17 protein-coding genes are annotated in these 20429 nt (G+C 59.8%); 9 read left to right on the forward strand and 8 right to left on the reverse strand.

The genetic code is table 11. The features are described 5' to 3' along the window. Window positions 1–129 precede the first annotated feature (129 nt). The 4 genes from M0D68_RS10535 to M0D68_RS10550 all read right to left on the reverse strand — a co-directional run bounded on the left by M0D68_RS10535 (window position 130) and on the right by M0D68_RS10550 (window position 4827). The gene (locus tag M0D68_RS10535) at window positions 130–1950 is read right to left on the reverse strand and encodes a PAS domain S-box protein (RefSeq protein ID WP_234486762.1); all 1821 of its coding nucleotides are present in this window, start codon (window positions 1948–1950) and stop codon (window positions 130–132) included. After that, window positions 1947–3038, reverse strand: coding sequence for an ABC transporter substrate-binding protein (locus M0D68_RS10540; RefSeq protein ID WP_234486763.1), 1092 nt, complete (start codon window positions 3036–3038; stop codon window positions 1947–1949). Before M0D68_RS10540 ends, M0D68_RS10535 begins: the two co-directional genes overlap by 4 nt. Before the next feature lie 295 nt (window positions 3039–3333). Continuing rightward, entirely contained in the window at window positions 3334–3597 is a 264-nt protein-coding gene (locus tag M0D68_RS10545; RefSeq protein WP_093633142.1) for a hypothetical protein, read from the reverse strand. A gap of 243 nt (window positions 3598–3840) precedes the next feature. Further along, window positions 3841–4827: a helix-turn-helix domain-containing protein gene (locus M0D68_RS10550; RefSeq protein ID WP_200619865.1), complete on the reverse strand. Its 987-nt coding sequence runs from the start codon at window positions 4825–4827 to the stop codon at window positions 3841–3843. Between the two features lie 94 nt (window positions 4828–4921). Here M0D68_RS10550 and M0D68_RS10555 point away from each other — a divergent pair, with 94 nt between their 5' ends. From M0D68_RS10555 to M0D68_RS10565, 3 genes are all read left to right on the forward strand, one after another. After that, the gene (locus tag M0D68_RS10555) at window positions 4922–6166 is read left to right on the forward strand and encodes a DUF1479 domain-containing protein (RefSeq protein WP_200619866.1); all 1245 of its coding nucleotides are present in this window, start codon (window positions 4922–4924) and stop codon (window positions 6164–6166) included. A gap of 103 nt (window positions 6167–6269) precedes the next feature. Further along, window positions 6270–7517 carry an ABC transporter substrate-binding protein gene (locus tag M0D68_RS10560; RefSeq protein ID WP_200619867.1) on the forward strand — a complete coding sequence of 416 codons (1248 nt, stop codon included), beginning with the start codon at window positions 6270–6272 and terminating at the stop codon, window positions 7515–7517. A gap of 98 nt (window positions 7518–7615) precedes the next feature. Then, on the forward strand, window positions 7616–8689 hold the full coding sequence (locus M0D68_RS10565; RefSeq protein ID WP_234486764.1) for an aldo/keto reductase: 1074 nt from the start codon (window positions 7616–7618) through the stop codon (window positions 8687–8689). Window positions 8690–8716: 27 nt separating this feature from the next. Here the strand turns inward: M0D68_RS10565 and M0D68_RS10570 are convergent, their stop codons facing one another. The 4 genes from M0D68_RS10570 to M0D68_RS10585 form a co-directional block, all read right to left on the reverse strand. Next, entirely contained in the window at window positions 8717–9604 is an 888-nt protein-coding gene (locus M0D68_RS10570; protein ID WP_200619868.1) for a LysR family transcriptional regulator, read from the reverse strand. 105 nt (window positions 9605–9709) lie between these two features. Then, window positions 9710–11020, reverse strand: a complete 1311-nt coding sequence (locus M0D68_RS10575) for an MFS transporter (RefSeq protein WP_200619869.1) — start codon at window positions 11018–11020, stop codon at window positions 9710–9712. 98 nt (window positions 11021–11118) lie between these two features. Continuing rightward, window positions 11119–12408, reverse strand: a complete 1290-nt coding sequence (locus M0D68_RS10580; RefSeq protein WP_200619870.1) for a M20/M25/M40 family metallo-hydrolase — start codon at window positions 12406–12408, stop codon at window positions 11119–11121. A 219-nt stretch (window positions 12409–12627) separates the two neighbouring features. Next, window positions 12628–13125, reverse strand: coding sequence for an NYN domain-containing protein (locus tag M0D68_RS10585; RefSeq protein WP_200619871.1), 498 nt, complete (start codon window positions 13123–13125; stop codon window positions 12628–12630). Window positions 13126–13224: 99 nt separating this feature from the next. Between M0D68_RS10585 and M0D68_RS10590 the strand changes: the two genes are divergently transcribed. The 6 genes from M0D68_RS10590 (at window position 13225) to M0D68_RS10615 (ending at window position 20395) form a co-directional block, all read left to right on the forward strand. Beyond that, window positions 13225–14238, forward strand: coding sequence for an Ldh family oxidoreductase (locus M0D68_RS10590; protein WP_200619872.1), 1014 nt, complete (start codon window positions 13225–13227; stop codon window positions 14236–14238). A 248-nt stretch (window positions 14239–14486) separates the two neighbouring features. After that, window positions 14487–15623: a porin gene (locus M0D68_RS10595; RefSeq protein WP_234486765.1), complete on the forward strand. Its 1137-nt coding sequence runs from the start codon at window positions 14487–14489 to the stop codon at window positions 15621–15623. Window positions 15624–15784: 161 nt separating this feature from the next. Then, the gene (locus M0D68_RS10600) at window positions 15785–17194 is read left to right on the forward strand and encodes an MFS transporter (protein WP_200619873.1); all 1410 of its coding nucleotides are present in this window, start codon (window positions 15785–15787) and stop codon (window positions 17192–17194) included. A 9-nt stretch (window positions 17195–17203) separates the two neighbouring features. Further along, window positions 17204–17749, forward strand: a complete 546-nt coding sequence (locus tag M0D68_RS10605; protein ID WP_093633132.1) for a GAF domain-containing protein — start codon at window positions 17204–17206, stop codon at window positions 17747–17749. Between the two features lie 163 nt (window positions 17750–17912). Then, window positions 17913–19061, forward strand: coding sequence for a branched-chain amino acid ABC transporter substrate-binding protein (locus M0D68_RS10610; RefSeq protein ID WP_093633131.1), 1149 nt, complete (start codon window positions 17913–17915; stop codon window positions 19059–19061). Window positions 19062–19120: 59 nt separating this feature from the next. Then, window positions 19121–20395 (forward strand): FAD-binding oxidoreductase, encoded by a 1275-nt coding sequence (locus M0D68_RS10615; protein WP_093633130.1) that lies wholly within the window; start codon window positions 19121–19123, stop codon window positions 20393–20395. The last annotated feature ends 34 nt before the right edge of the window (window positions 20396–20429 follow it).

Raw genomic sequence — 20429 nt, forward strand, 5'->3', positions numbered from 1 at the left:
ACGAATGTCAATCGCAAAAGATTAAATCGCATGCGATATTTATAGGGAATGAACGAAGATCCCCCGCGGGCAAAATGCGAAGCGCCCGGCTGCCCGTGGCATTTCACGCCACAGGTGTGCTGGTCCGGATTACGTGACAATCACGGCATCATCCCGAACGAATAGCCGCACGACAGAACCGGAATCGGGCGTGCTCTCGATGAACAGCTTCGCGTCGATCAGCCTGGCGCGCTCGGCCATGCCCTGCAGTCCGTACGAGTAGCCGGCCCGTGCGGTAACCATATCGAAGCCTCGGCCGTCATCGCAGATGGTCACCTCGACACCCGCTTCGCTGTTGACCAGGGTCACATCGACACGCGACGCACCGGCATGACGGGCCACGTTGGTCAGCGACTCCTGCACGATACGGAATAGCGCTGTGGCGCGGAAATCCGAGAAAGTCGGTTCGGAACCCGTGACGTTGAAGTGACAGGGAATGTGAGTATGGCGGGTGAAATCCTCCGCGAGCCATTCCAGCGCGGAGGCGAGGCCGAAATTCAGTGCGACCGGCCGAAGGTGACTGGCCACATTGCGCACGATCTTGATGGTTTGTTCAACCAGATCGCGCATCTGTTCGGCTTTTTGCATGGCGGCGGAACCCGTCGTCAGTTGCATCCTCAGCAACGACAGGTCCATTTTCAACGCGGTCAGCAACTGGCCGAGTTCGTCGTGAACTTCCATCGCGATGTGCTTCCTTTCCTCCTCGCGAATGGCTTCCAGATGCGCGGACAACTGCTGCAGCTGTTCGCGCGACGCCAGCAGTTCCAGCTCGGTCCGCTTGCGCACCACGACTTCGAGTTCGAGCTGGTCGCGATGGCGTCGCAGGCTTTCCACTGCATGCTTGCGGGCCGTCATGTCGGTCAGCAGGCCTTCAAGTCCCCTCAGGCTACCGTCGTCGCTTGTCGCGCCTCGTGCGTTTAGCTGAACCCAGATGGGTGTGCCGTCGAGACGCTGCAACTGCAGCTCGAGTCCCACGATCTCACCCTGCGTGCGCAGAATTTCGAACAGGGTTGCAATCTGCTCCGGCGAGAACGGCTGTTTGTGGGCGGCGCTCGCGGCGGCCTCGATCAGGTCGGGCACGTCACGATAGCCGAGCAGTTGTGCCATTGCCGGATTGGCTTCATCCAGTTGCCCGTTCCGATCGAGCAGGAAGATACCCTCGAGGGCATTCTCAACGATGCTGCGGTATTTCCGTTCACTGGCGCGCAGACTTACCGTCGATTCCTGAAGGCGGTCAGCCATGACATTGACGCGCAAGGCGAGCCGGCCTAACTCATCGCCCGACTCAACTGTGCAGCGCGCACGAAGGTCGCCGCTCGCGATACGGTCGACCATTTCCTCAAGACGGTTGATCGGGCTGCGCACCATGCGCTTGAGGAGCAGGAAGGTCGCGGCGTAGAGCACGGCAACGACGGCCGTGATCATGGCGAGAATCGCCCGGCGGGCGTCGCTGATCGCCTGTTCTGCCACTGCCTTCGTCAGGACGACACGAACCTCGCCGATCTTTTCCCTTGGCGCATTGCCGGGTGGAGTGTATTCAATCGCCCTGACACGCACCACGCTGTCGGCAGGTTTCGGCTGAACGGCTTTCCCCGCGGTGGACACCGTACCGTAGCCCACTGCAGTGACGGTGAATTGGGCCACTTCGGGATTCGGAGCGAGTGCGGCAAGCTGGCCGTTGATCGCGCCAAGATCGATGTTCCACAAAGGTTGCGCGAGCGATTGGCTGAACAGGTCGGCAATCCGGGTGGCACGCTCCTCCAGCGCAGTGAGCCGGCGCTGCCGTTCGTGCGCGACCAGCGCATACGCCGACGTGCCGGCCACGATCGCGACAAGTATGACGAGCGCCAGCATCAGCTTGGTGTGCAAACTGGGCGAAGGCAGCGCGAGCCGTGGGGACAGACGCATCATGAAGCCCTGGACGCCGTGTCCAGAAGATATTGGAGATTGAAATCGTAGGGGCCCGGACGCGGGGACCGGGTTTTCGAGTACTGGCCAAAGTCGAGTATCGCTCCGCTCCGGAAAACAAGGTCGGCATAGCGGGGGGCGTTCTCGCGATGGATCACGGTCAGAAAGTCGAGCTTCTGGCGCAGACCTCCGTTCGTGGCAAAATCGTTGCCCTGATTGTGATCGTGCAACAAAACCATCGCCCAGGCGCCGAGGAAGTAGTCGCCAGCCATCATGGCAGCGAGGCTGCCGTCAGCCACCTTGGCCAGTGCCTCCTGCAACGCACCTATGCCGCCTACCAGAACGCGCGCATTGCGCGCTTTGACGGCGTCCAGCGCCCCAAGCGTCATCGCGTCGTTGGCGGCCCAGATCACATTGGCATCCGGATACCGCGCGAGAAGCACGCGTGCCTTCTGATCGCTGTCGGCATAGCTCCAGTCGCTGAAGACCAGTTGGCAGGTGTGCGCATTCGAGGCGTGAAACAGGAAGTCGTCGACACCGGCGGCGCGCTCCAGCGAGACCGGCGTGCTCGGGTCTCCCGTAATACCGATCACCTGCGCCCCGTGCTGGCCCAGTTGTTGATACAGAAATTGCATCAGCCGGTACCCGGCGCGCTCGGCGTTTGCCGTCACCGTGCCGATCCAGTTCGGGATCAGTTCCCGTTCATTGCCGACCGCGTGGCGCTGCTCAGACGTCAGGTCGTTGTGGATGAGCAGCACCTTGGCCGGCGAGCGCGCCAGTGTTTTGAGCATCTGCTGTGCGGCCATCTTTTCGTTGACGATGACGACGTAGTCCGGTGCGTCGGCGCGTCGCGCAACGTCTTCTGCCTGGCGCTGCATCAGTAGATGGTCACGTTCCGCGTACAGCACCTCCAGTTGCATATCTAAGGTGCGCGCCGCCATTGTCATGAATCGGGAGACCAGTTGCCAATGCTGTCCCGTACCGCGTTGCACAGCCTCGCCGGGGTTGAGGAACACCACACGCGGCGCGCGCTTTGTGGCGAAAACGCGGCCGGACACACCGGTCAGGCCGGCATACGCGCAGGTGAGCAACGCTTGCCTACGATTCATAAGACCATTCACTTGATTGCCGTCGGGACGCGCGGTTGCGCGCCGTGCAAGGATCGCGGTCAGGCGACGGACACGGCAATGCACATTCTACGTGCCAGGCTGGCGTTGGCAATATTCGCCCGGGATAGACCGGCTTTCGTGATATTGCTTTGAACGGGAGATTGCGGACTGAATCGACCGCTCACGTTTCTGATGGCAATCTGCTGCTGCCTTCTGTTTTCGCAAAAAAAACGGGCCGCGAGGCCCGTAACAACAGTTCGGTTGCTATGCGATGCTGTTAGCACTCGCCCTTTTTAGCGTGTCCGGGAGGGCAGTGGCCATGATCACCATGGTGGTGGTGATGTTCCTCCCATTCCTGGCGTTCCCAGTAGCGATGACCGTCGTAGTATCTGTCCCCATGCCAGCCAATGACAACTGGTGCCTGGGCGACCACTACGGGGGCAGGCGTGCCGATATTGACGTCTACGTTAACTGCATTGGCCACGCCGGATAGGCCAATTCCCAAGCTCGCGACCAACGTTGCCAAGAGAGGATATTTCATGCCGTACTCCAAAATAGAATTCTATGAATGCACTTGGCCTGTCGCCGCAGTGACGGTGCACGGCATGTAATTCGCCGATCCTCCGTAAACGGGAAATGCTGCGATGTCGTTGACGAGGTTTTCTCAGGCAGCGTGTTATTTGATAAAAGTTAACACTATGCCCGATGCGGGCTAACGTTCGCGATGTTGCTCGCCGAAGGCCATCGAAGGTCGGATACGGGGCGCAGATTGCTATCTGCGGGATCAGGCGCGGGACTGGCCAGCCGTCTCTTCCACGTTTCGCTCACTGGCTAGTTTCCGCTTCTTTTGCAGTGACGGAGACCGTTCGGTCAAGCGCGCCGCTGCGTCCTTATCCGGAGAACCCGCGGCGGCGAACTGCCGTCGATATTCGGCCGGCGTCGCCTGCTTTGCGGCCTTGAACTGTCGATTGAAATTGGCGACGTTCGCGAAGCCCGAACGAGCAGCGATGACGGCAACCGGCATGGCGGTGTCAACCAGCATCCGGCACGCGTGACCAATCCGAACCCGCGTGATATAGCGGCCGACGCTCTCACCGATATGCTGAACAAAGTAACGCGTGAGCGTGCGTTCCGACAGGCTGGCGGCCGCGCAGAGCTCTGACAGTCGCAACGGTTCGGCAAAGCGCGCGTCAATCATCGAAAGGACCCGGTTGATCCGTTCGGGCTCGTGGCCGGACGGACCGGTGGTTGCCTCGTTGAAAGCACTCGGCGAGGCGAGTGGCTGGCCCGGCGCGTCGGCGAGCGTACACATAACGTCGAGGGCAGCGCCAAGGCGGTCGCGCGCCACGCTCGACAGCAATTGTTCCAGGCGCTCGCGCATCCATTTGCCGGCGGGTGGCTCGAAGGCCAGCCCACACGCGGCCCTGCGTAACAGCTTGCGCAGCGGTTCATATTCTGGGCAACAGTCCGCCATACGCCGCGCCCAATCGCCGTCGAACCAGATGACGATGGCGACCTGCGGCGAAGATGGATCGATCGAACGATTCGACGCCCAGGTGTGCGGAAGATCCGGCGGCACGAGGACCAGATCTTCAGCCTCGTATTCGTTGACAGAGTCGCCGATGTAGCGCTTGCCATGACTGTTCATCGTCAGCGTTAACTCGTACTCCGGATGGTGATGCCACTCGAACGGAATACGCGGCAGCCGCCGGTGGTAAACCCGCACCGAACAGTCCCCACCGAAGTCGACATGCTCATAGGCTGGTTTCATGGCCGAATGCGCAAAAAGATTGCCTGAATAGTATCACCAAGCCACGCATGCGCGTCATATCCTTGGGGCATATCAAATCCCTAGGGAGACAGTCATGGCGTTGAAAATCGACGATTTGCCGAGCGCAATCCGGCAAGCGAAAAAGGAGTTGCGCGCGGCGTTGCCGAACTACCGGCAGGTCTTTGCCGAAGTCGAAGAAGCGATCAGCACCGAGGCGAAGCGAATCGCTACGCAGCGGGATCGTGGAGAAGACGTCATCCCCGAGATTCAGTTTTCCGACATCGCCGAACAACGCGTCACCGCAGACCAGATCGCGCTCGTCAAGGCGCGCGGTGCATGCGTGATCCGTAATGTTTTTCCCCGTGCGCTGGTGCAGGGTTGGGACGAGGATATTGCCGACTATGTCGAGCGCAATAATCTCGACAAGCACCTGGAAAACCGCGCTGAAGACAAATACTTTGGCCAGCTGGCGTCCAGCAAACCGCAGATCTATGGGGTGTACTGGTCGAAGCCGCAAGTGCTGGCCCGTCAGTCGGCGTCACTAACCGAAGCACGTGTATTCCTGAACCGGCTATGGCGCAATGAGAGCGGCGGTCAGGTGCACTTCGATCCGGAGCGCGTGCCGGTCTATGCCGATCGTCTGCGCCGCCGGCCGCCAGGCTCCGCGTCGCTTGGCCTGTCGGCGCATTGCGACGGCGGGTCAGTCGAGCGCTGGATCGAAAGCAATTTCCGGAAGGTGTATCGCCACGTGTTTGCCGGGAACTGGCGCGACTACGACGCGTTCGATGCGGCTTTCCGACCCGACGTCCAGGAGATCGCGTCGCCGGCCGTATGTTCGATGTTCCGCACCTTCCAGGGCTGGACTGCCCTGACGCCGCAAGGCCCGGGCGACGGCACGCTGCAACTCGTGCCCATCGCCAATTCGATGGTGTACATCCTGCTGCGCGCGCTTCAGGACGATGTCGCCGAGGACGACCTGTGCGGTGCCATGCCTGGACGGGCGCTGTCGATCAAGCCGGAATTTCATGCGCCTTTGTTCGAGGCATTGTCGTCGATTCCCAAAATGGAAGCGGGGGACACCGTGTTCTGGCACAGCGATGTCATCCATGCAGTCGAAGACGAGCACAGGGGAGCGGGTTACAGCAACGTGATGTACATCGCCTCGGCGCCCGCGTGCGCCAAAAACGACGCTTATCTGAAGCGCCAGTTGCCGAGCTTCCTCAAGGGTGAAAGCCCGCCCGATTTTCCTGCTGACCATTTCGAAGTGGATTTCACCGGACGCGCAACGGCTGACGACCTGACACCGCTCGGCAAGTCGCAACTTGGGTTTGATCTGTAGATCGGCAAGGACGTTTGACACGCATTAAAACGGGCACGCATGCGCGTTCGATTTAGCTTCGAATGCGCCGCTCGATCAAATAACGAAGACTTCGGAGACTGCAATGAAACGATCACTCACGTCGCTTGCGACGGGTATTACGCTGCTCGTGTCTGGAACACATGCTGGTTTGGCCGCTGAACAGCTTTCGGTACTGCACTGGTGGACCTCTGGCGGTGAATCGAAAGCGATCCGGGTGTTGAAGGACGATATGACCAAACAGGGCTATGAGTGGAAGGACTTCGCCATAGCGGGAGGAGCGGGCGCGGCGGCCATGACGGCGCTGAAGACGCAGGTCATTTCGGGAAACGCACCATCGGCCGCGCAGATCAAGGGTCCTCTGATTCAGGATTGGGCCGATCAGGACATGTTGGTCAGTGTCGATCAGTCCGCTACCGATTGGAAAGCGCATTCGCCATCGCAGATAGATAGCTCCATGAAGGCAGGCGGTCACTATGTGGCTGCACCCTTCTCGGTACACCGAATCAACTGGTTGTGGATCAACAAGGCCGACCTTGAAAAAGTTGGGGGCACGGCGCCCACGACATGGCCGGAATTTTTCGCGCTCGCCGACAAATTTCGCGCAGCGGGTATCACACCAGTCGCACATGGTGGCCAGCCATGGCAAGACATGACCATCTGGGAGACGGTCGTGCTCTCCCAGGGGGCGGATTTCTATCGGAAAGCCCTCGTTGATCTTGACCAGAAAACGCTGACTTCGCCGCAGATGGTGCAGGTGTTCGAGATCGTCCAGAAGATCCGCGGCTACTTCGATAAGGGCTACCACGGCCGTGACTGGAATCTCGCAACGGCAATGGTCATCTCCGGCTCGGGCGGCATGCAGTTCATGGGCGACTGGGCGAAGGGCGAATTCGCCAATGCGAACAAGAAGCCAGACACTGACTATATTTGCGCGGCCGCGCCTGGTACGTCGAATGCCTACACGTACACCGTGGATTCGTTCGCGTTCTTTCAGCAGAACGGTAAGAAGCAGGCGTCGCCTGGGCAGCTTGCGCTTGCAAAGACGATCATGTCCGTCGATTTCCAGCAGCAGTTCAGTCTCTACAAGGGTTCAATTCCTGTTCGGCTGGACGTACCCATGGACAAGTTCGATAGCTGCGCCCGGAAGTCATTCGCTGACGAGCAGGCCACGATTAAATCCGGTGCGTTCCTGCCTTCGTTGGCCTTCGGCAATCTTCAGTCTCCGGTTACCGCTGGCGCGATTACCGACGTCGTAACGAATTTCATGAACTCGAACGAGGACCCGAAAGAGGGCGTGCGCAAGCTTGCCGCTGCTGCGAAGATCAAGTAGACGGGCGTTGCGTGGCGGCCGGTTTGGAACAAATGGCTTCGCTCATGGCAGCGGAGTAAGTGCTTTAGCACTTGCTCCGCTCGACAAAGGAGATAAAGATGGATCCGGTAGCAAAGCGTAAATGGCCGCGTTCAGGGCTCGAGACAAGTGTGATGGGTTTCGGCGCCGCGCCGATCGGCAACATATTCAGGCCGATTAGTGAAGAGGATTCGGCTGCATTGATCAAGGCAGCGTGGGACGCCGGCGTGCGCTACTTCGACACCGCGCCGATGTACGGACACGGGTTGAGCGAAGCGCGCTGTGGTCAGGGGCTGCGCTGGTATCCGCGCGACCAGTTTGTGCTGTCCACCAAGGTTGGTCGCCTGCTGAAGCCGCGCAAACGCGCCGAGATCAACTTTGACCCGTGGGTTGACGGGTTACCTTTCGAAACCGTTTTCGACTATAGCTATGACGGCACGATGCGTTCGATCGAAGACAGTCTGCAGCGTCTGGCGCTGGAGCACATCGATATTGCGCTGATTCACGACATCGACGTATTTACACATGGCGAGCGTCAGTCCGAGATGTTCGAGGCGGCGATGGCTGGCGCGTCGAAAGCACTGCTGAAACTCCGTGACGAAGGAGTTGTGAAGGCGGTGGGGCTCGGTGTCAACGAGTGGCAGGTCGCGCACGAAGCGATTCGCCGGCAGGATTTCGACTGCCTGTTGCTGGCTGGACGCTACACCTTGCTCGAGCAGGATGCGCTGGACGGTTTCCTGCCGCTGTGCGAAGAGCAGCAGGTGTCGGTCATTCTCGGTGGCGGCTACAACAGCGGCATTCTCGCGACGGGTGCGGTGCCAGGCGCGAAATACAACTACGCACCCGCGCCGGAAGCCATTCTTGAGCGCGTGCGCAAGATCGAGCAGGTATGTCAGGAATACTCGGTGCCGCTCAAAGCGGCGGCGCTGCAATTCGTTCTCGCCCACCCTGCGATCCCGACCAACATCCCCGGCGTGCGTACGGTTGCGCAGCTGGACGACAACCTGCAAACCTTCCGCGCTGACATTCCACCGGCGTTCTGGGCCGAGCTGAAGCACCGGGAACTGATCCGGCAAGATGCGCCGACTTCTTCCGATTTCCCAGAAGTCTTGTCGGTGCTGGTCGCCCAGGCGGAAAGTCGGACAACGAAATGAGTCAAGCTTGGCTTGGCGTTAGCCAGTTCATCCGGGTGTGCGAAACGTATTCCTGCAAACTTGCATAAACTGTTCGACCAACGCTGACCGCTCGCCGTTAATGGCCACGCTCGCAACTACCGGAATCGCGATTTCTGGTGCAAGCGGCACGACATTCAGCCCTTGAGCGCGTGCGGAGAGCGCCGCGATCTCGTCGACGATGGTCACGACTTTCGAGCGCGCGGCGAGCGCCACGAGGGAGTGATACGACTGCGCGGTGACGCTCGAGCGGACCGTGACCGAGAGTTCTTCGAGCCGTTTCGCCAAAAGCCGCCCGAGTGGGTCGGCGGGATCGGGTCCAATGATCTCGCGGCCTTCGAGCGCACTGATCTCCATGAAAGGCGCGCTGTCGAGGATGTCCGGGTGACCCACGCAAACGAGCCGGCTCGACGCCAGTTCGATCTCCTTGATGGCCGGATGCGACACGCTGTGATACAGCACGCCGATATCCGCTTCCATCAGCGCGATGTTGGCGACTGCGGTTGCCGAGTAATCCGCGCGAATGGACAGCTTGACGCCTGGATGCAAGGCCTTGAATGCGAGTGCTGCGTCCACCACGACAGTCTGCGCTATGGCGGGGGCGGCCAGAATGCGGATCGACGATCCGTCAGTCCCGCCGCGCAGGTTTTCCGCGAGCCTTTGAACCGCCTGCAGCTGCTCATCGAGCCGCATGATCTCGGGGAACAGCGTTTGCGCCTCGCGGGTCGGAATCAACTTGCCACGCACGCGTTCGAACAGCGGATAGCCCAGCTGGCGCTCGGCGCTCTGCAGGGTTTGCGTGATCGCCGGCTGGGTGAGCGACAGGAGCGCGGCCGCGGCCTTGAGCGTGCCGGTCACGCGGATCGCGTTCACTACTTCGATGTGCCTGAGTCTCATTGGATGCCCGCCAGATGTCGGCCTTCGTCGGATTCAACAGATTCTAAAGGGCGACGGGCGAGCGATCCTGTGAATCAAAAAATGGAACGGGGAGAACGTTGGCGATCAGGCGTTTTTCAGCACGTTCTCGTGAGCAGAAACAGGGGAGGTCCGCTTGCGAAAGTAGAGAATGCAGACGAGTGCGATGACGGCAGTGACCATGACGTAATAAGCAGGCACGAACTTGCTGCCGGTCTCGTTTGCAATCCATGTGCAGATCATCAGCGATAAGCCGCCGAACACGGCAAAAGTCAGGTTATGGACAACCGCGATGCTGGTGGTACGCGTGCTATGCGGAAACAGCTCCGCGACGAACGCGGGCATCGCACCCTGAAACACCATCACGCACGCTGTCAGTCCAGTCACGCAGAAGACATAGACGCCGACCGTGGGGGACGCGACCATCAGGTGAAACGCAGGAATTGTCAGGACGACGGTCAGCAGCGTGCCTGTCGTGATGAGCGCAAGCCGGCCGATACGATCCGACAATGCGCCGAAGACCGGTGGCAATACGATCTGTGCGGCCGAATAGCCAATCGCACCCCACATCGAATCGACAGGGCTCATTCCCAACACCTTCTGCGCGTACAGCGGAATGAAGACGCCCAACAGATAGTTCGTCGAAGCGGCGAGTGAATACAGGCCGATAGCCGCGGCGATCCGCGCTTTGGCCGTCGCAAACGTATCGCGGATTGGATTGCGTTCGTGACTGGATACCTTGAATTCAGGCGTTTCGTCGACGCGCCGGCGAATCCAGTAGCCGAACGGCACGATCGCGAGGCCGATCAGAAACGGCACACGCCAGCCCCACGACGCCAGCGTGTCCGGCGTCATCAGCTTGTTCGCACCGAGCCCGACGATACTCGCGAGGCCTGTGGCAAGGCCAATGCCGACCACCTGATAGCTCGCAAAGTACCCTTTCATTCCCTTGGGCGCGTGCTCCGTGACGAAGGAGACGGTCGAGCCGAACTCGCCACCCGCGGAGAAGCCCTGCAGGACTTTGCCGAGCACGAGGATCAACGTACCGACGACGCCGAATGTCGCGTAGGTGGGCGCGCAGGCGATCACGAGGGTGCCGATGCCCATCAGCCAGATGGTGAGCATCATGCCGGCCTTGCGGCCGTGCCTGTCGCTGTATGCGCCGATTACCATCGCGCCGAGCGGCCGGATGAAATAGCTGACGCCGAAGGTCGCGGCAGAGGCGAGCATCGATGTGTAGGCGTCGCCCGTCGGGAAGAAGGCCTTGGCGATAACCACAGCCAGGAAGCCGTAGACGAACAGGTCATAAAACTCGAGCATGTTGCCCACCAGCGCGGAGGCCAGGATGCGGCGAAATTTGCTGCGTTGCTCAGGACTTAGAACTTTATCGGTGGACATGACATTTCCTTTTCCGATGCGAGGAGCGTAGGGCAGCGCGGCATCCGCGGCGCGTTCCGACGACGAGGGCAATGAGTGCGTGGCAGACGCGGGCCGGTTTAGAGGCCGGCTGGTGCGCTCAGGTAGTCGAAAGCAGTGAGCACGAAGATTTCACCGAGCGCGCGCAATTCGTCTACGTACACGTGCTCGTCGGATGAGCCCATGTTGTAGGACGTCAAGCCGCAGACCACGGTGGGTACGCCGTGCTGCCGGTAAAGCCGTGCATCGGAGGCGCCGACACGCATGTTGACCACCGGTTGTGTGCCGAGCTTCGCGGCACAATGACGGCTGAGTGTTTGAATGATCTCGTGATCGGGAGCGGTCCAACTCGGTTCGTAGCGTCGCGTGATTTCCAGCGAGACGCCCGGATGGCGCGCAACGATTTCCTTGATGCGGTTTTCGATCTCCGCGACTGAAACGCCGACGGGCAAGCGGATGTCGGCGGTAGCGGTGGCGTGGTCCGCGATCAGATTCGACAGACGTCCACCGCTGACCGTACCGAACGTGATGGTGACCTGACGCAAAACGTCGCTCTCTCCTGCGCCGGAGACGAGTTCGGATGTTTCGCTCGAACGGGCGATGGCGGCGAGGACTTCGACCGGCGCGTTCACGGGATAGTCGCGCACCGATTTGAGTTCGTGGATGGCGTCGAGAATTTTCTCGATTGCGCTGTCGCCCTTGTGCACATGGGCCGCATGTGCCGACTTGCCGCTTGCATCGAGACGCAGCCAGATCATGCCTTTCTCGCCAAAGCGCAGCACGTTGGGCGAGCCGGTGTCGGCGCTGATCATCGCGTCGCCGGCTGCGTGCGGCACATGATTCAACAGATAGCCTGTCCCTTCCGTGCCCATGCTTTCTTCATCGCCGGCGAAGGTGGCGACGACTTCGCCCGCGAACGAATCGCGCACGGCGGCGAGCTGACGCAAGGCGAACACGATGGCGGCGACCCCTCCCTTCATGTCCGACACGCCCAATCCGTAAAGCTTCCCGTCGCGTTCCTGACCGTTCGGATCGGCCGACCATTGATGGGCGTTCACGAGCGGGAAGGTGTCCAGGTGGCCGTTGAAAACCAGCCGACGCCCGGGGCTCGAACCACGCACGCGTACCACCAGGTTCATGACATGCGGGAGCGTACCGAATCTCTCGACTTCCACGCCGGAGCCTTCGAACATCGCCTCGATCCGGTCGGCGACCGCGTGAGTATTGCCGGGTGGGTATGCGCTGGGAACGGCTACCAGGGCGCGTGCGAGATCGACGATCTGATGACTGGATCGGGACGCGGCGTCCGCGAGGGTGCTACGCAAACGGGCAATCTCGGCATCGCCCGAGACCAGGGCATCGGTTACCATTTCTGACCTCCATCGGATTGACGCGCTGCGAGCCGGAGGGCGGGCCGCGCCATTGATCCGATAGTCGGTAGCCGAATTGTTCGCGTCTAATCAGCCAAAAACGTGGGGGTATAAGTAAAAGTTAATCGGTGATGGGTGGGTATGGGGTGTCGACGCGCTGCGGCTTGTTGTTCAAAGCTGAGGGCCTTTCTGTACGCATAAGGTGGTGTAGTGGCGGTTTCAACTGTCGAGCCATATCACTCTGTCCGCGAATGATTCCAGTACCGCTGCGCGTTCGCTGTGCGCAATGTAGAGCCAGAGTTCTTTCGAATACCGGAGCCGGACAGCTGAAATTGCCGGCTCCAGGGCCGCGTCGGCAGCGGTCAGGACAAGACGATCACAATCACTTTCTGCGGCGAACCGTACGGCTTCGACCGCCGTTTCGACTGCGAGCAGCCTGCGAGCGTCGCAGCAGGCCGCCTTATTTGCCGTCACTGACAGAGGAACCAGACGCACATCAAACGGGGTTCGCAATCTGTCCGAACGCAGACCACTGAACAATGGACCCGCCAGATCCTGATCGACGTCGCGAGACAGATCGAAATATAACGATCGTTTCATAGGGGCGCCTTGCGCCGCGACCAGTTCCCGCTCCATGTTCGCGATCATTTCGATGGATGCGCCATCGTTCAGGGCGGCCGCCAGATAGGTTCCGTCGACGATCCATACTGTATTCATATGATGGTCCCTGGATGCCCGCCAAGTGTCTTTGTTTGACGACGATAGCCACAACGATTATCCTCAGCCTCTGAATATTGTATCCAAAAAGGCTTGAGTGTGGAAAAAGTCCGCTTGTCTCTCGAAGAGGTGAACGCGTTGTCCATGCGCGTGCTCACGTCCAATGGCATGGCCGAAGATCACGCTCGCGCGATCGCACGGGTGATTACGGCAGGTCAACGGGACGAGTGCCACTCGCACGGAATTTATCGTCTGCTTGTTTGCGTCAGATCTCTTCGGGAAGGCAAACTCGTGGGCGACGCGAGGCCTCAGGTCAGTGAGCTCTCGCCCGCGATTGTTCGGGTCGACGCCGGATTCGGATACTCACAGCTAGCCTTCGAACTGGGCAGCAAAGTTCTTGTTGAAAAGGCTCGCCACGTTGGCATCGCGGCACTCTCGATCAACAACTGCTTCCACTTTTCGGCTCTCTGGCCAGAGGTGGAGGCTATTGCGAGCGAGGGACTCGCCGCCGTAGCGATGACCCCCAGTCATAGCTGGGTTGCGCCGGCGGGCGGCACCAAACCGGTGTTCGGGACCAATCCGATTGCCTTTGCGTGGCCGCGGCCGGGCAGGTTTCCATTCGTTTTCGATTTTGCGACAAGTGCGATCGCTCGTGGCGATATCGAGTTGCACAGAAGAACAGGAAAGGAAATTCCCCTTGGCTGGGCCGTCGACGAGGCGGGGCAGCCGACCACGGATCCAACTGCTGCAATGCGAGGCGCAATGCTCACATTCGGCGGCCATAAAGGGTCTGCCCTGTCGGCGATGGTCGAACTGCTTGCTGGCCCTCTGCTCGGGGATCTGACCAGCCTCGAATCGCAGAAATTCGACGAAGGTGTGGGCGCCACGCCTTGCCATGGCGAACTTGTGCTCGCCTTCAATCCTGACATATTCGCCGCTGGAAAGCGCGCGCAGGGCGACCAGTACGCAGAAGCCATGTTCGATGCGATCGCGGGGCAGGGTGCGCGGCTGCCGTCGCAACGGCGATTCGAGGCAAGGGTTCGAAGCGAAGCAAATGGTGTCGAGGTCAGCGCCCAGCTTTACGCGGACGTCAAGGCGTTGATCCGAAACTAACCGCGCCCTTGTGGTCGCATACAGCATATTTTGGCAGTTCCCGCCATAGGCGCCCGCCCGGGCCCCCCAACATAACCAGGAACGCTGCGGGAACTGCTTGACCGATTATATTGGATCCAGGATATTGGCGACGATTGAGGGCGGTGACGAAAACTTTCATGGGCCGCGCAGACATGTCTGATACCGGGAGATTCGACAGGAGATCCCATTTTTTATTCGTAGCATTACTTACTAAAAAGGAGATCAAGATGAAGAAGACGGGAATGGCGGCGGCGATCATGTCCACCGCGGTCGTGTGTCATGCGCAGAGTTCCGTCACGTTGTACGGTGCGCTGGACGATGGGATCACCTACACAAACAATCAGGGTGGTCATTCCAACGTTCAGGCCTCCAATGGCGCATTAGGCAGCACCAAATGGGGGTTTCTGATCAACGAGGATCTCGGTGGCGGATACAGTACGGTGGCCCGTCTGGAAAGCGGCGTCGATATCAATACCGGAAAGATGAATAACGGCGGGCGTCTGTTCGGCCGTCAAGCCTACGTTGGCCTCGGGTCGCCCTTCGGGACCGTGCTGATGGGACGCCAGTACGACCTGGTGCTCGATTCGCTGATTGGTCTTTCAGCGTCTGGCCGATTCAATGGAATTCTGGCCACGCACGCAGCAGACGTCGATAACGTTTGGGGCAACTACTCACTGAGCAATTCCATCAAGTACATCTCGCCCACGTACGCCGGGTTCAAACTGTCGGGGCTTTTCAGTCTGGGAGGCGTGGCGGGTGACTTCTCCAACGGCAAGAAGGAATCGATCAGCGTCAGCTACGCGAGCAACGCGCTCAGCGCGAGCGCTGTATTTTCGCGAATCAATAATCCCGCGACGTCCATCTACGATGCGACGGCAAACCCTGTGGCCGGTGGCACGTTTGTGAACCCGATTACCAATCCGACTTACAGCGGGTACACGTCAGCCCAGACCCTGCAGGTTGCAGGCGCTGGCATTAACTACCGTCTCGGCGCGGCGCTGCTGGGTTTTACCTACACGAATACGCGCTTCGAAGACGTGGTGCGGACTTCGTCGACGCCATTTTCGGGCACGGCCACCTTCAATAACTACGAAGCGCTGGCAACGTACAACGTCACGCCGGCAGTTCTGCTGGGTGCCTCGTACGACTATACGAAGGCTGAGTCGGCGAAATATCTGCAGCTCAACGTGGGGACCCAATTCAGCTTGTCGAAGCGGACATTGCTCTACGCGACGACCTCCTGGGAGCGGGCGACAGGCATCGATTCGACGGGCAAGTCTGCCGTCGCAGCGCTGTCCTTCCTGACGCCGTCGTCCACGAATAGCCAGGTCGCCGTCCGCGCGGGCATTCGCCATACGTTTTAAGACTTCCGAGTCCTGATTCCGGCTGCCGCGTCCCGGGCGGACACAAGCGCACGCAAAGGTTTACCCGGCCTTGACTCTGGATTTTGGATACAGGATATTGTGACCACACTTCGATCCGGAACATTCTGGATCGGTCGATCCCTCATTTTGGGAGCAATGACATGTCACCGATTGCAGCCCGGCTCGAACGCCTGCCGTTCAGCCGTTTTCACTTCAAGCTGCTCCTCATGGGCGGTCTGGGCTTCATGTTCGAGGCCATCGATGCAGCCATCATCGCGTTTATCCTGCCTGTCGTTCGTACCAAATGGCATCTGACCAGCTTCGAAACAGGGCTGCTTGGCAGCAGCACCTACGTTGGCTTTCTCGTCGGCGCGCTTTTCGCCGGCCTGCTGGGCGATCGCTTTGGCCGCCGTGTCGTCATGATGTGGGCGCTGACCTTCTTCTGCGTGCTCACGTTTGCCAACGCGTTTGTGAACGACTGGCACACGTTCGCTCTACTGCGCGCAATAGCAGGTATCGGGATGGGCGCCGAGGGCGCGATCATTGCGCCGTTCCTGGTGGAGTTCGTCAGTAACCGTTATCGGGGAGCTTTTACCGGCGCACTGGCTGGTTTCTTCTCGTTTGGTTTTGTCGCGGCGGCGTTGATCGGCTACTTTGTGATCCCGCTGAACCCGGAAGGCTGGCGCATCGCGCTGGTGATCGTTTCCCTGCCGGTCGTTGTGCTGCTCTGGTGGCGGCGTTCGCTGCATGAGTCCCCGCGATGGCTGGAGATTCGCGGCCGCCATGCGGAAGCCGAAGCCGTGGTGTCCGATATTGAGCGGCAGGTCGAACGTACAGGCGTAACGCTGTCTCCGGTCGTGCCTTTGGCAGGTACAACGGTCAGCTATGAGCACTCGGGTTCCTTCTTCGGAAACCTGAAGCTGCTGTGGAAGCCACCTCTCGCCAAGACGACGCTGATGACCTGGTGTCTGTGGCTGTCGGTGACGTTCTGCTCGTACGCATTCTTTGTCTGGATCCCCGGCTTGCTCGTGCAGCATGGCATGACCATCACGAAGAGTTTTTCTGTCTCAATCTTTATCTACCTCGCGCAGATTCCGGGCTACTACTCGTCGGCATACTTTTGCGAGAAGCTGGGACGCAAGACGACGATCGTCACTTACATGGGATTGGCCTGCCTGGCCGGTATCTGGCTGGCAAATGCGGGCAGCGATACAACGATCGTCCTTGCGTCAATCTTTATGTCCTTTGCGATGAACGGTGTCAACGCGGGCGAATACGCCTATACGCCAGAAGTGTTCCCGACGCATCTGCGCGCGACAGGAATGGGTACGGCGTCAGCGTTCGGCCGTATCGGTGCAATCTGTTCGCCAATGCTGGTGGGTTATATCTACCCGTTGTGGGGTTTCGCCGGCGTGTTTGGCATGACCACTGGCATCCTGCTGATCGGCGCGCTCGCCGTGATTTTCCTGGGTGTGTCCACGACCGGAAAGACGCTAGAGGAAATTTCCGAGGCGGAGTATGGCTCCCTGCGTCCCGACGCGCAAAGCGCCGAGCTTCGGACCGCGAAATAAGGAGTTTTCGTGACAAACACAAACCACGCACTCATTCTTCGGGCGATCGAGCGGATAGCCCGGATGCAACAGGAAGGCGGCAAGGCCGACCTTGTATGGTCCGAGTTCGAGCGCTCCCTCACGGAGGTATTCGGCCAGCGGCTCTTTACGGTGCTGGCGTATGACGAGGCGTCGAGCCGGCTCGGACGTCTGCATAGCAATCGCCTGGATATCAATCCGGTAGGTGGACTCAAACGGGTGACGCAAAGTCGCTGGTCGGATCAGGTTCTTCGCCGCGGTGAGATCTTTGTTGGCTCAACGCGCGAGGACATCAAGTCGGTGTTCTCGGAATACGAGGTGTTGTGGTCGATTGGGTGTGAGAGTGTGCTGAACATCCCCGTGCGCAAGAACGGTGTCACGCTAGGCACCATGAATCTGCTTGGCGAAGCTGGGCTGTATGACCAGGCTGATATCGCCCTGGCACTGGTTTTCGCACAGTTGGCGGTTTCGCCGCTCGAAGACCAGGTTCAAAAGCTGAGTGGACTTGAAGATCCTGATTTTATGGAACAGGTGTAGGACCTGGGGCGGGGCGGCAGAAAACCGCGCTCCGCCAATTTTTCGTACGCATTTGACAGACCCGCAGAAGGCGCGCATTATACGAAAAACAGTTGGATATTGGATCCAACATAATGTTCTCGGCGCTCTCAACGCGGCTTTTATGGGTAGTAAGGAGACTGATATGAAAGTTCGCACCATCGCTTTTGCAGCCGCTGCTTCGGGATTTCTGCTTCTGTCCCTCGAAGCCGCACAGGCCGCCGAAACACAAACGGTCAAGCTGGGTCTGGCCGCTCCGATGACGGGCGCGCAGGCTCAGTATGGCAAGGATTTCGAGTCGGGCGTGCAGCTCGCCATTGACGACTTCAATGCCACGAAGCCCAAGATCGACGGCAAGGAAACGAAGTTCGTGCTGGAAGCGCTCGACGATCAGGCGGACCCGAAGACGGGTACCGTCGTCGCCCAGAAGCTGGTTGATGACGGCATCAAGGGCATGCTCGGTCACTTCAACTCCGGGGTGACGATCCCCGCTTCGGCGATCTATTCGCGCGCAGGCATTCCGCAGATTTCGACGGCAACGGCACCTGCCTATACACGCCAGGGTTTCAAGACCACGTTCCGGATGATGACGTCTGATACGCAGCAGGGCAGTGTGATGGGCAAGTACGTCGTCGAGACGCTCCACGCGAAGCGCATTGCGATCATCGACGACCGCACGGCATACGGCCAGGGTCTTGCGGAGCAGTTCGAGACGGCAGTGAAGGCGGCCGGCGGTAACCTCATCGACCATCAGTTCACGTCCGACAAAGCGGTCGACTTCAAGGCGATCCTGACCGGCATCAAGTCGAAGAATCCTGATTTCATCTATTACGCAGGCGCCGACGCGCAATCTGCACCCATGGTGAAGCAGGCGCGCACGCTGGCGATGAAGGCGACGTTTGCCTCGGGTGAAATGTCGAAAACGGAAGACTTCATCAAGATCGCCGGACCGGCGGCGGATGGCGCGATTGTCTCGCTCGCGGGACTGCCACTCGACAAGATGCCGGGCGGCGCGGGCTTTACGCAGCGCTACAAGGCCAAGTTCGGCTATGAACCGACAACCTACGCACCGTACACATACGACGGCGCCATGGCCATGATGCAGGCGATGCAGAAGGCCAATTCGTCAGACCCGTCCGTCTACCTGCCGGTGCTCGCGAAGACGGACATGAAGGGTGTCACGAGCGACCACTTCGCATACGACCAGTTCGGTGATCTGCGCGACGCAATCATCACCGTCTACAAGTGTGAAAACGGACAGTGGAAGCCGATTACGGTGCTCGGATCCAAGTAACTGAAGCCACGGTGGATGGCAGATCGGCCGTCCACCACGCAATACCTCGACTCACGGAAATGACTCAGCAAGTTCAAAACTCCCGGACGACCCCGGACGTTGTGGTTATCGGTGGCGGAATCGTCGGCCTCGCCTGTGCGTGGGCTGCACTGCGCGACGGCGCTACCGTCACCATCATCGATCGCGATTTCGAGGGCGACCGTACGTCGCACGGAAATGCGGGTGGCATCGCCGTGACGGAGAGCACCCCCATTTCAGTGAACGGGTTGTACATGAAGGCGCTGAAGTGGCTGTTTGATCCTCTGGGGCCGCTGGCGCTTGACTGGAAACATGTGCCGACCGCTTTGCCCTGGTTCATGGAATTTCAGCGCTCGGGCAACAAGGACCGCTTCCGTGAAATTTCCCTCGCTTTGGCCCAGTTGAACAACCGCGTCTACGACGACATCGTCCCGATGTTTGAGGACATCGGCGCGATGGACAGTTTTTATCGGCGCGGCGCATTGACGGTCTACGAGACAGACGAAGCCTTCGCCGCGGATCAGCATGAATGGGAATTCAAACGGGATCTGGGCGTGCGCTGGCACGCCATGTCGGCCGACGAGGTTCGCGATTGCGAACCGTCCCTCGCGCCGGTTTTTCGTCATGGCGTGTTTCTCGACGACTGGTCGCACATCGGTGACCCGAAGCGTCTAGTGACGCAGTTGCGTGAGCGCGTGAAACAACTCGGCGCCACGTTTGTTGTCGGCGCGGTGAAGGCACTCGATCTCGCGGATGCACTTGCACCGGCGGCGGTCACCGAGACAGGCGAACGGGTCAAGGGGCGCCGCCTCGTCGTGGCCACGGGTGCATGGTCCGCCGCGCTTGCCGGATCGATCGGCGACCGCGTTCTGCTGGACAGCGAGCGGGGTTACAACACGACGCTTCCCGCGCATGGCATCAGCCTGTCGCGCGAAGTGATTTTTGCTGAACGCAAATTTGTCGCCACGCCACTTGATATCGGTGTGCGCATTGGCGGCGCGGCCGAGTTCGCCGGTCTCAAGGCGCCACCGAATTACAAACGCAGCGACGCGCTGCTCGCGCTTGGAAAGCGCTTCCTGCCCGGTATCAACGACAAGGGTGCCGTGAAGTGGATGGGGCACCGTCCGGCCACGCCGGATTCATTACCGGTCATTGGCCAATCGCCGCGTGCGCCGTCCGTTATTTATGCGTTCGGCCACGGTCACCTTGGTCTGACGCAATCGGCAACAACGGGTGCGCTTGTCGCGGACCTGCTTGCCAATCGAACGCCCGGAATCGGACTTGAGCCGTACTCGATCAGCCGCTTCCGCAATTAACGGGGCCCCCGCGACCTCGATCGACCCGCGGGAC

The sequence above is a fragment of the Paraburkholderia sp. SEWSISQ10-3 4 genome (genome assembly GCF_030464785.1).
Taxonomy (GTDB): Bacteria; Pseudomonadota; Gammaproteobacteria; order Burkholderiales; family Burkholderiaceae; genus Paraburkholderia; species Paraburkholderia aspalathi.

Bases quoted from the DNA above. Each gene is read 5' to 3' on its own strand.
- M0D68_RS10535 (WP_234486762.1), bottom strand. From the start codon at position 1,950: ATGATGCGTCTGTCCCCACGGCTCGCGCTGCCTTCGCCCAGTTTGCAC.
- M0D68_RS10545 (WP_093633142.1), bottom strand. From the start codon at position 3,597: ATGAAATATCCTCTCTTGGCAACGTTGGTCGCGAGCTTGGGAATTGGC.
- M0D68_RS10550 (WP_200619865.1), bottom strand. From the start codon at position 4,827: ATGAAACCAGCCTATGAGCATGTCGACTTCGGTGGGGACTGTTCGGTG.
- M0D68_RS10555 (WP_200619866.1), top strand. From the start codon at position 4,922: ATGGCGTTGAAAATCGACGATTTGCCGAGCGCAATCCGGCAAGCGAAA.
- M0D68_RS10560 (WP_200619867.1), top strand. From the start codon at position 6,270: ATGAAACGATCACTCACGTCGCTTGCGACGGGTATTACGCTGCTCGTG.
- M0D68_RS10565 (WP_234486764.1), top strand. From the start codon at position 7,616: ATGGATCCGGTAGCAAAGCGTAAATGGCCGCGTTCAGGGCTCGAGACA.
- M0D68_RS10570 (WP_200619868.1), bottom strand. From the start codon at position 9,604: ATGAGACTCAGGCACATCGAAGTAGTGAACGCGATCCGCGTGACCGGC.
- M0D68_RS10575 (WP_200619869.1), bottom strand. From the start codon at position 11,020: ATGTCCACCGATAAAGTTCTAAGTCCTGAGCAACGCAGCAAATTTCGC.
- M0D68_RS10580 (WP_200619870.1), bottom strand. From the start codon at position 12,408: ATGGTAACCGATGCCCTGGTCTCGGGCGATGCCGAGATTGCCCGTTTG.
- M0D68_RS10585 (WP_200619871.1), bottom strand. From the start codon at position 13,125: ATGAATACAGTATGGATCGTCGACGGAACCTATCTGGCGGCCGCCCTG.
- M0D68_RS10595 (WP_234486765.1), top strand. From the start codon at position 14,487: ATGAAGAAGACGGGAATGGCGGCGGCGATCATGTCCACCGCGGTCGTG.
- M0D68_RS10600 (WP_200619873.1), top strand. From the start codon at position 15,785: ATGTCACCGATTGCAGCCCGGCTCGAACGCCTGCCGTTCAGCCGTTTT.
- M0D68_RS10610 (WP_093633131.1), top strand. From the start codon at position 17,913: ATGAAAGTTCGCACCATCGCTTTTGCAGCCGCTGCTTCGGGATTTCTG.
- M0D68_RS10615 (WP_093633130.1), top strand. From the start codon at position 19,121: ATGACTCAGCAAGTTCAAAACTCCCGGACGACCCCGGACGTTGTGGTT.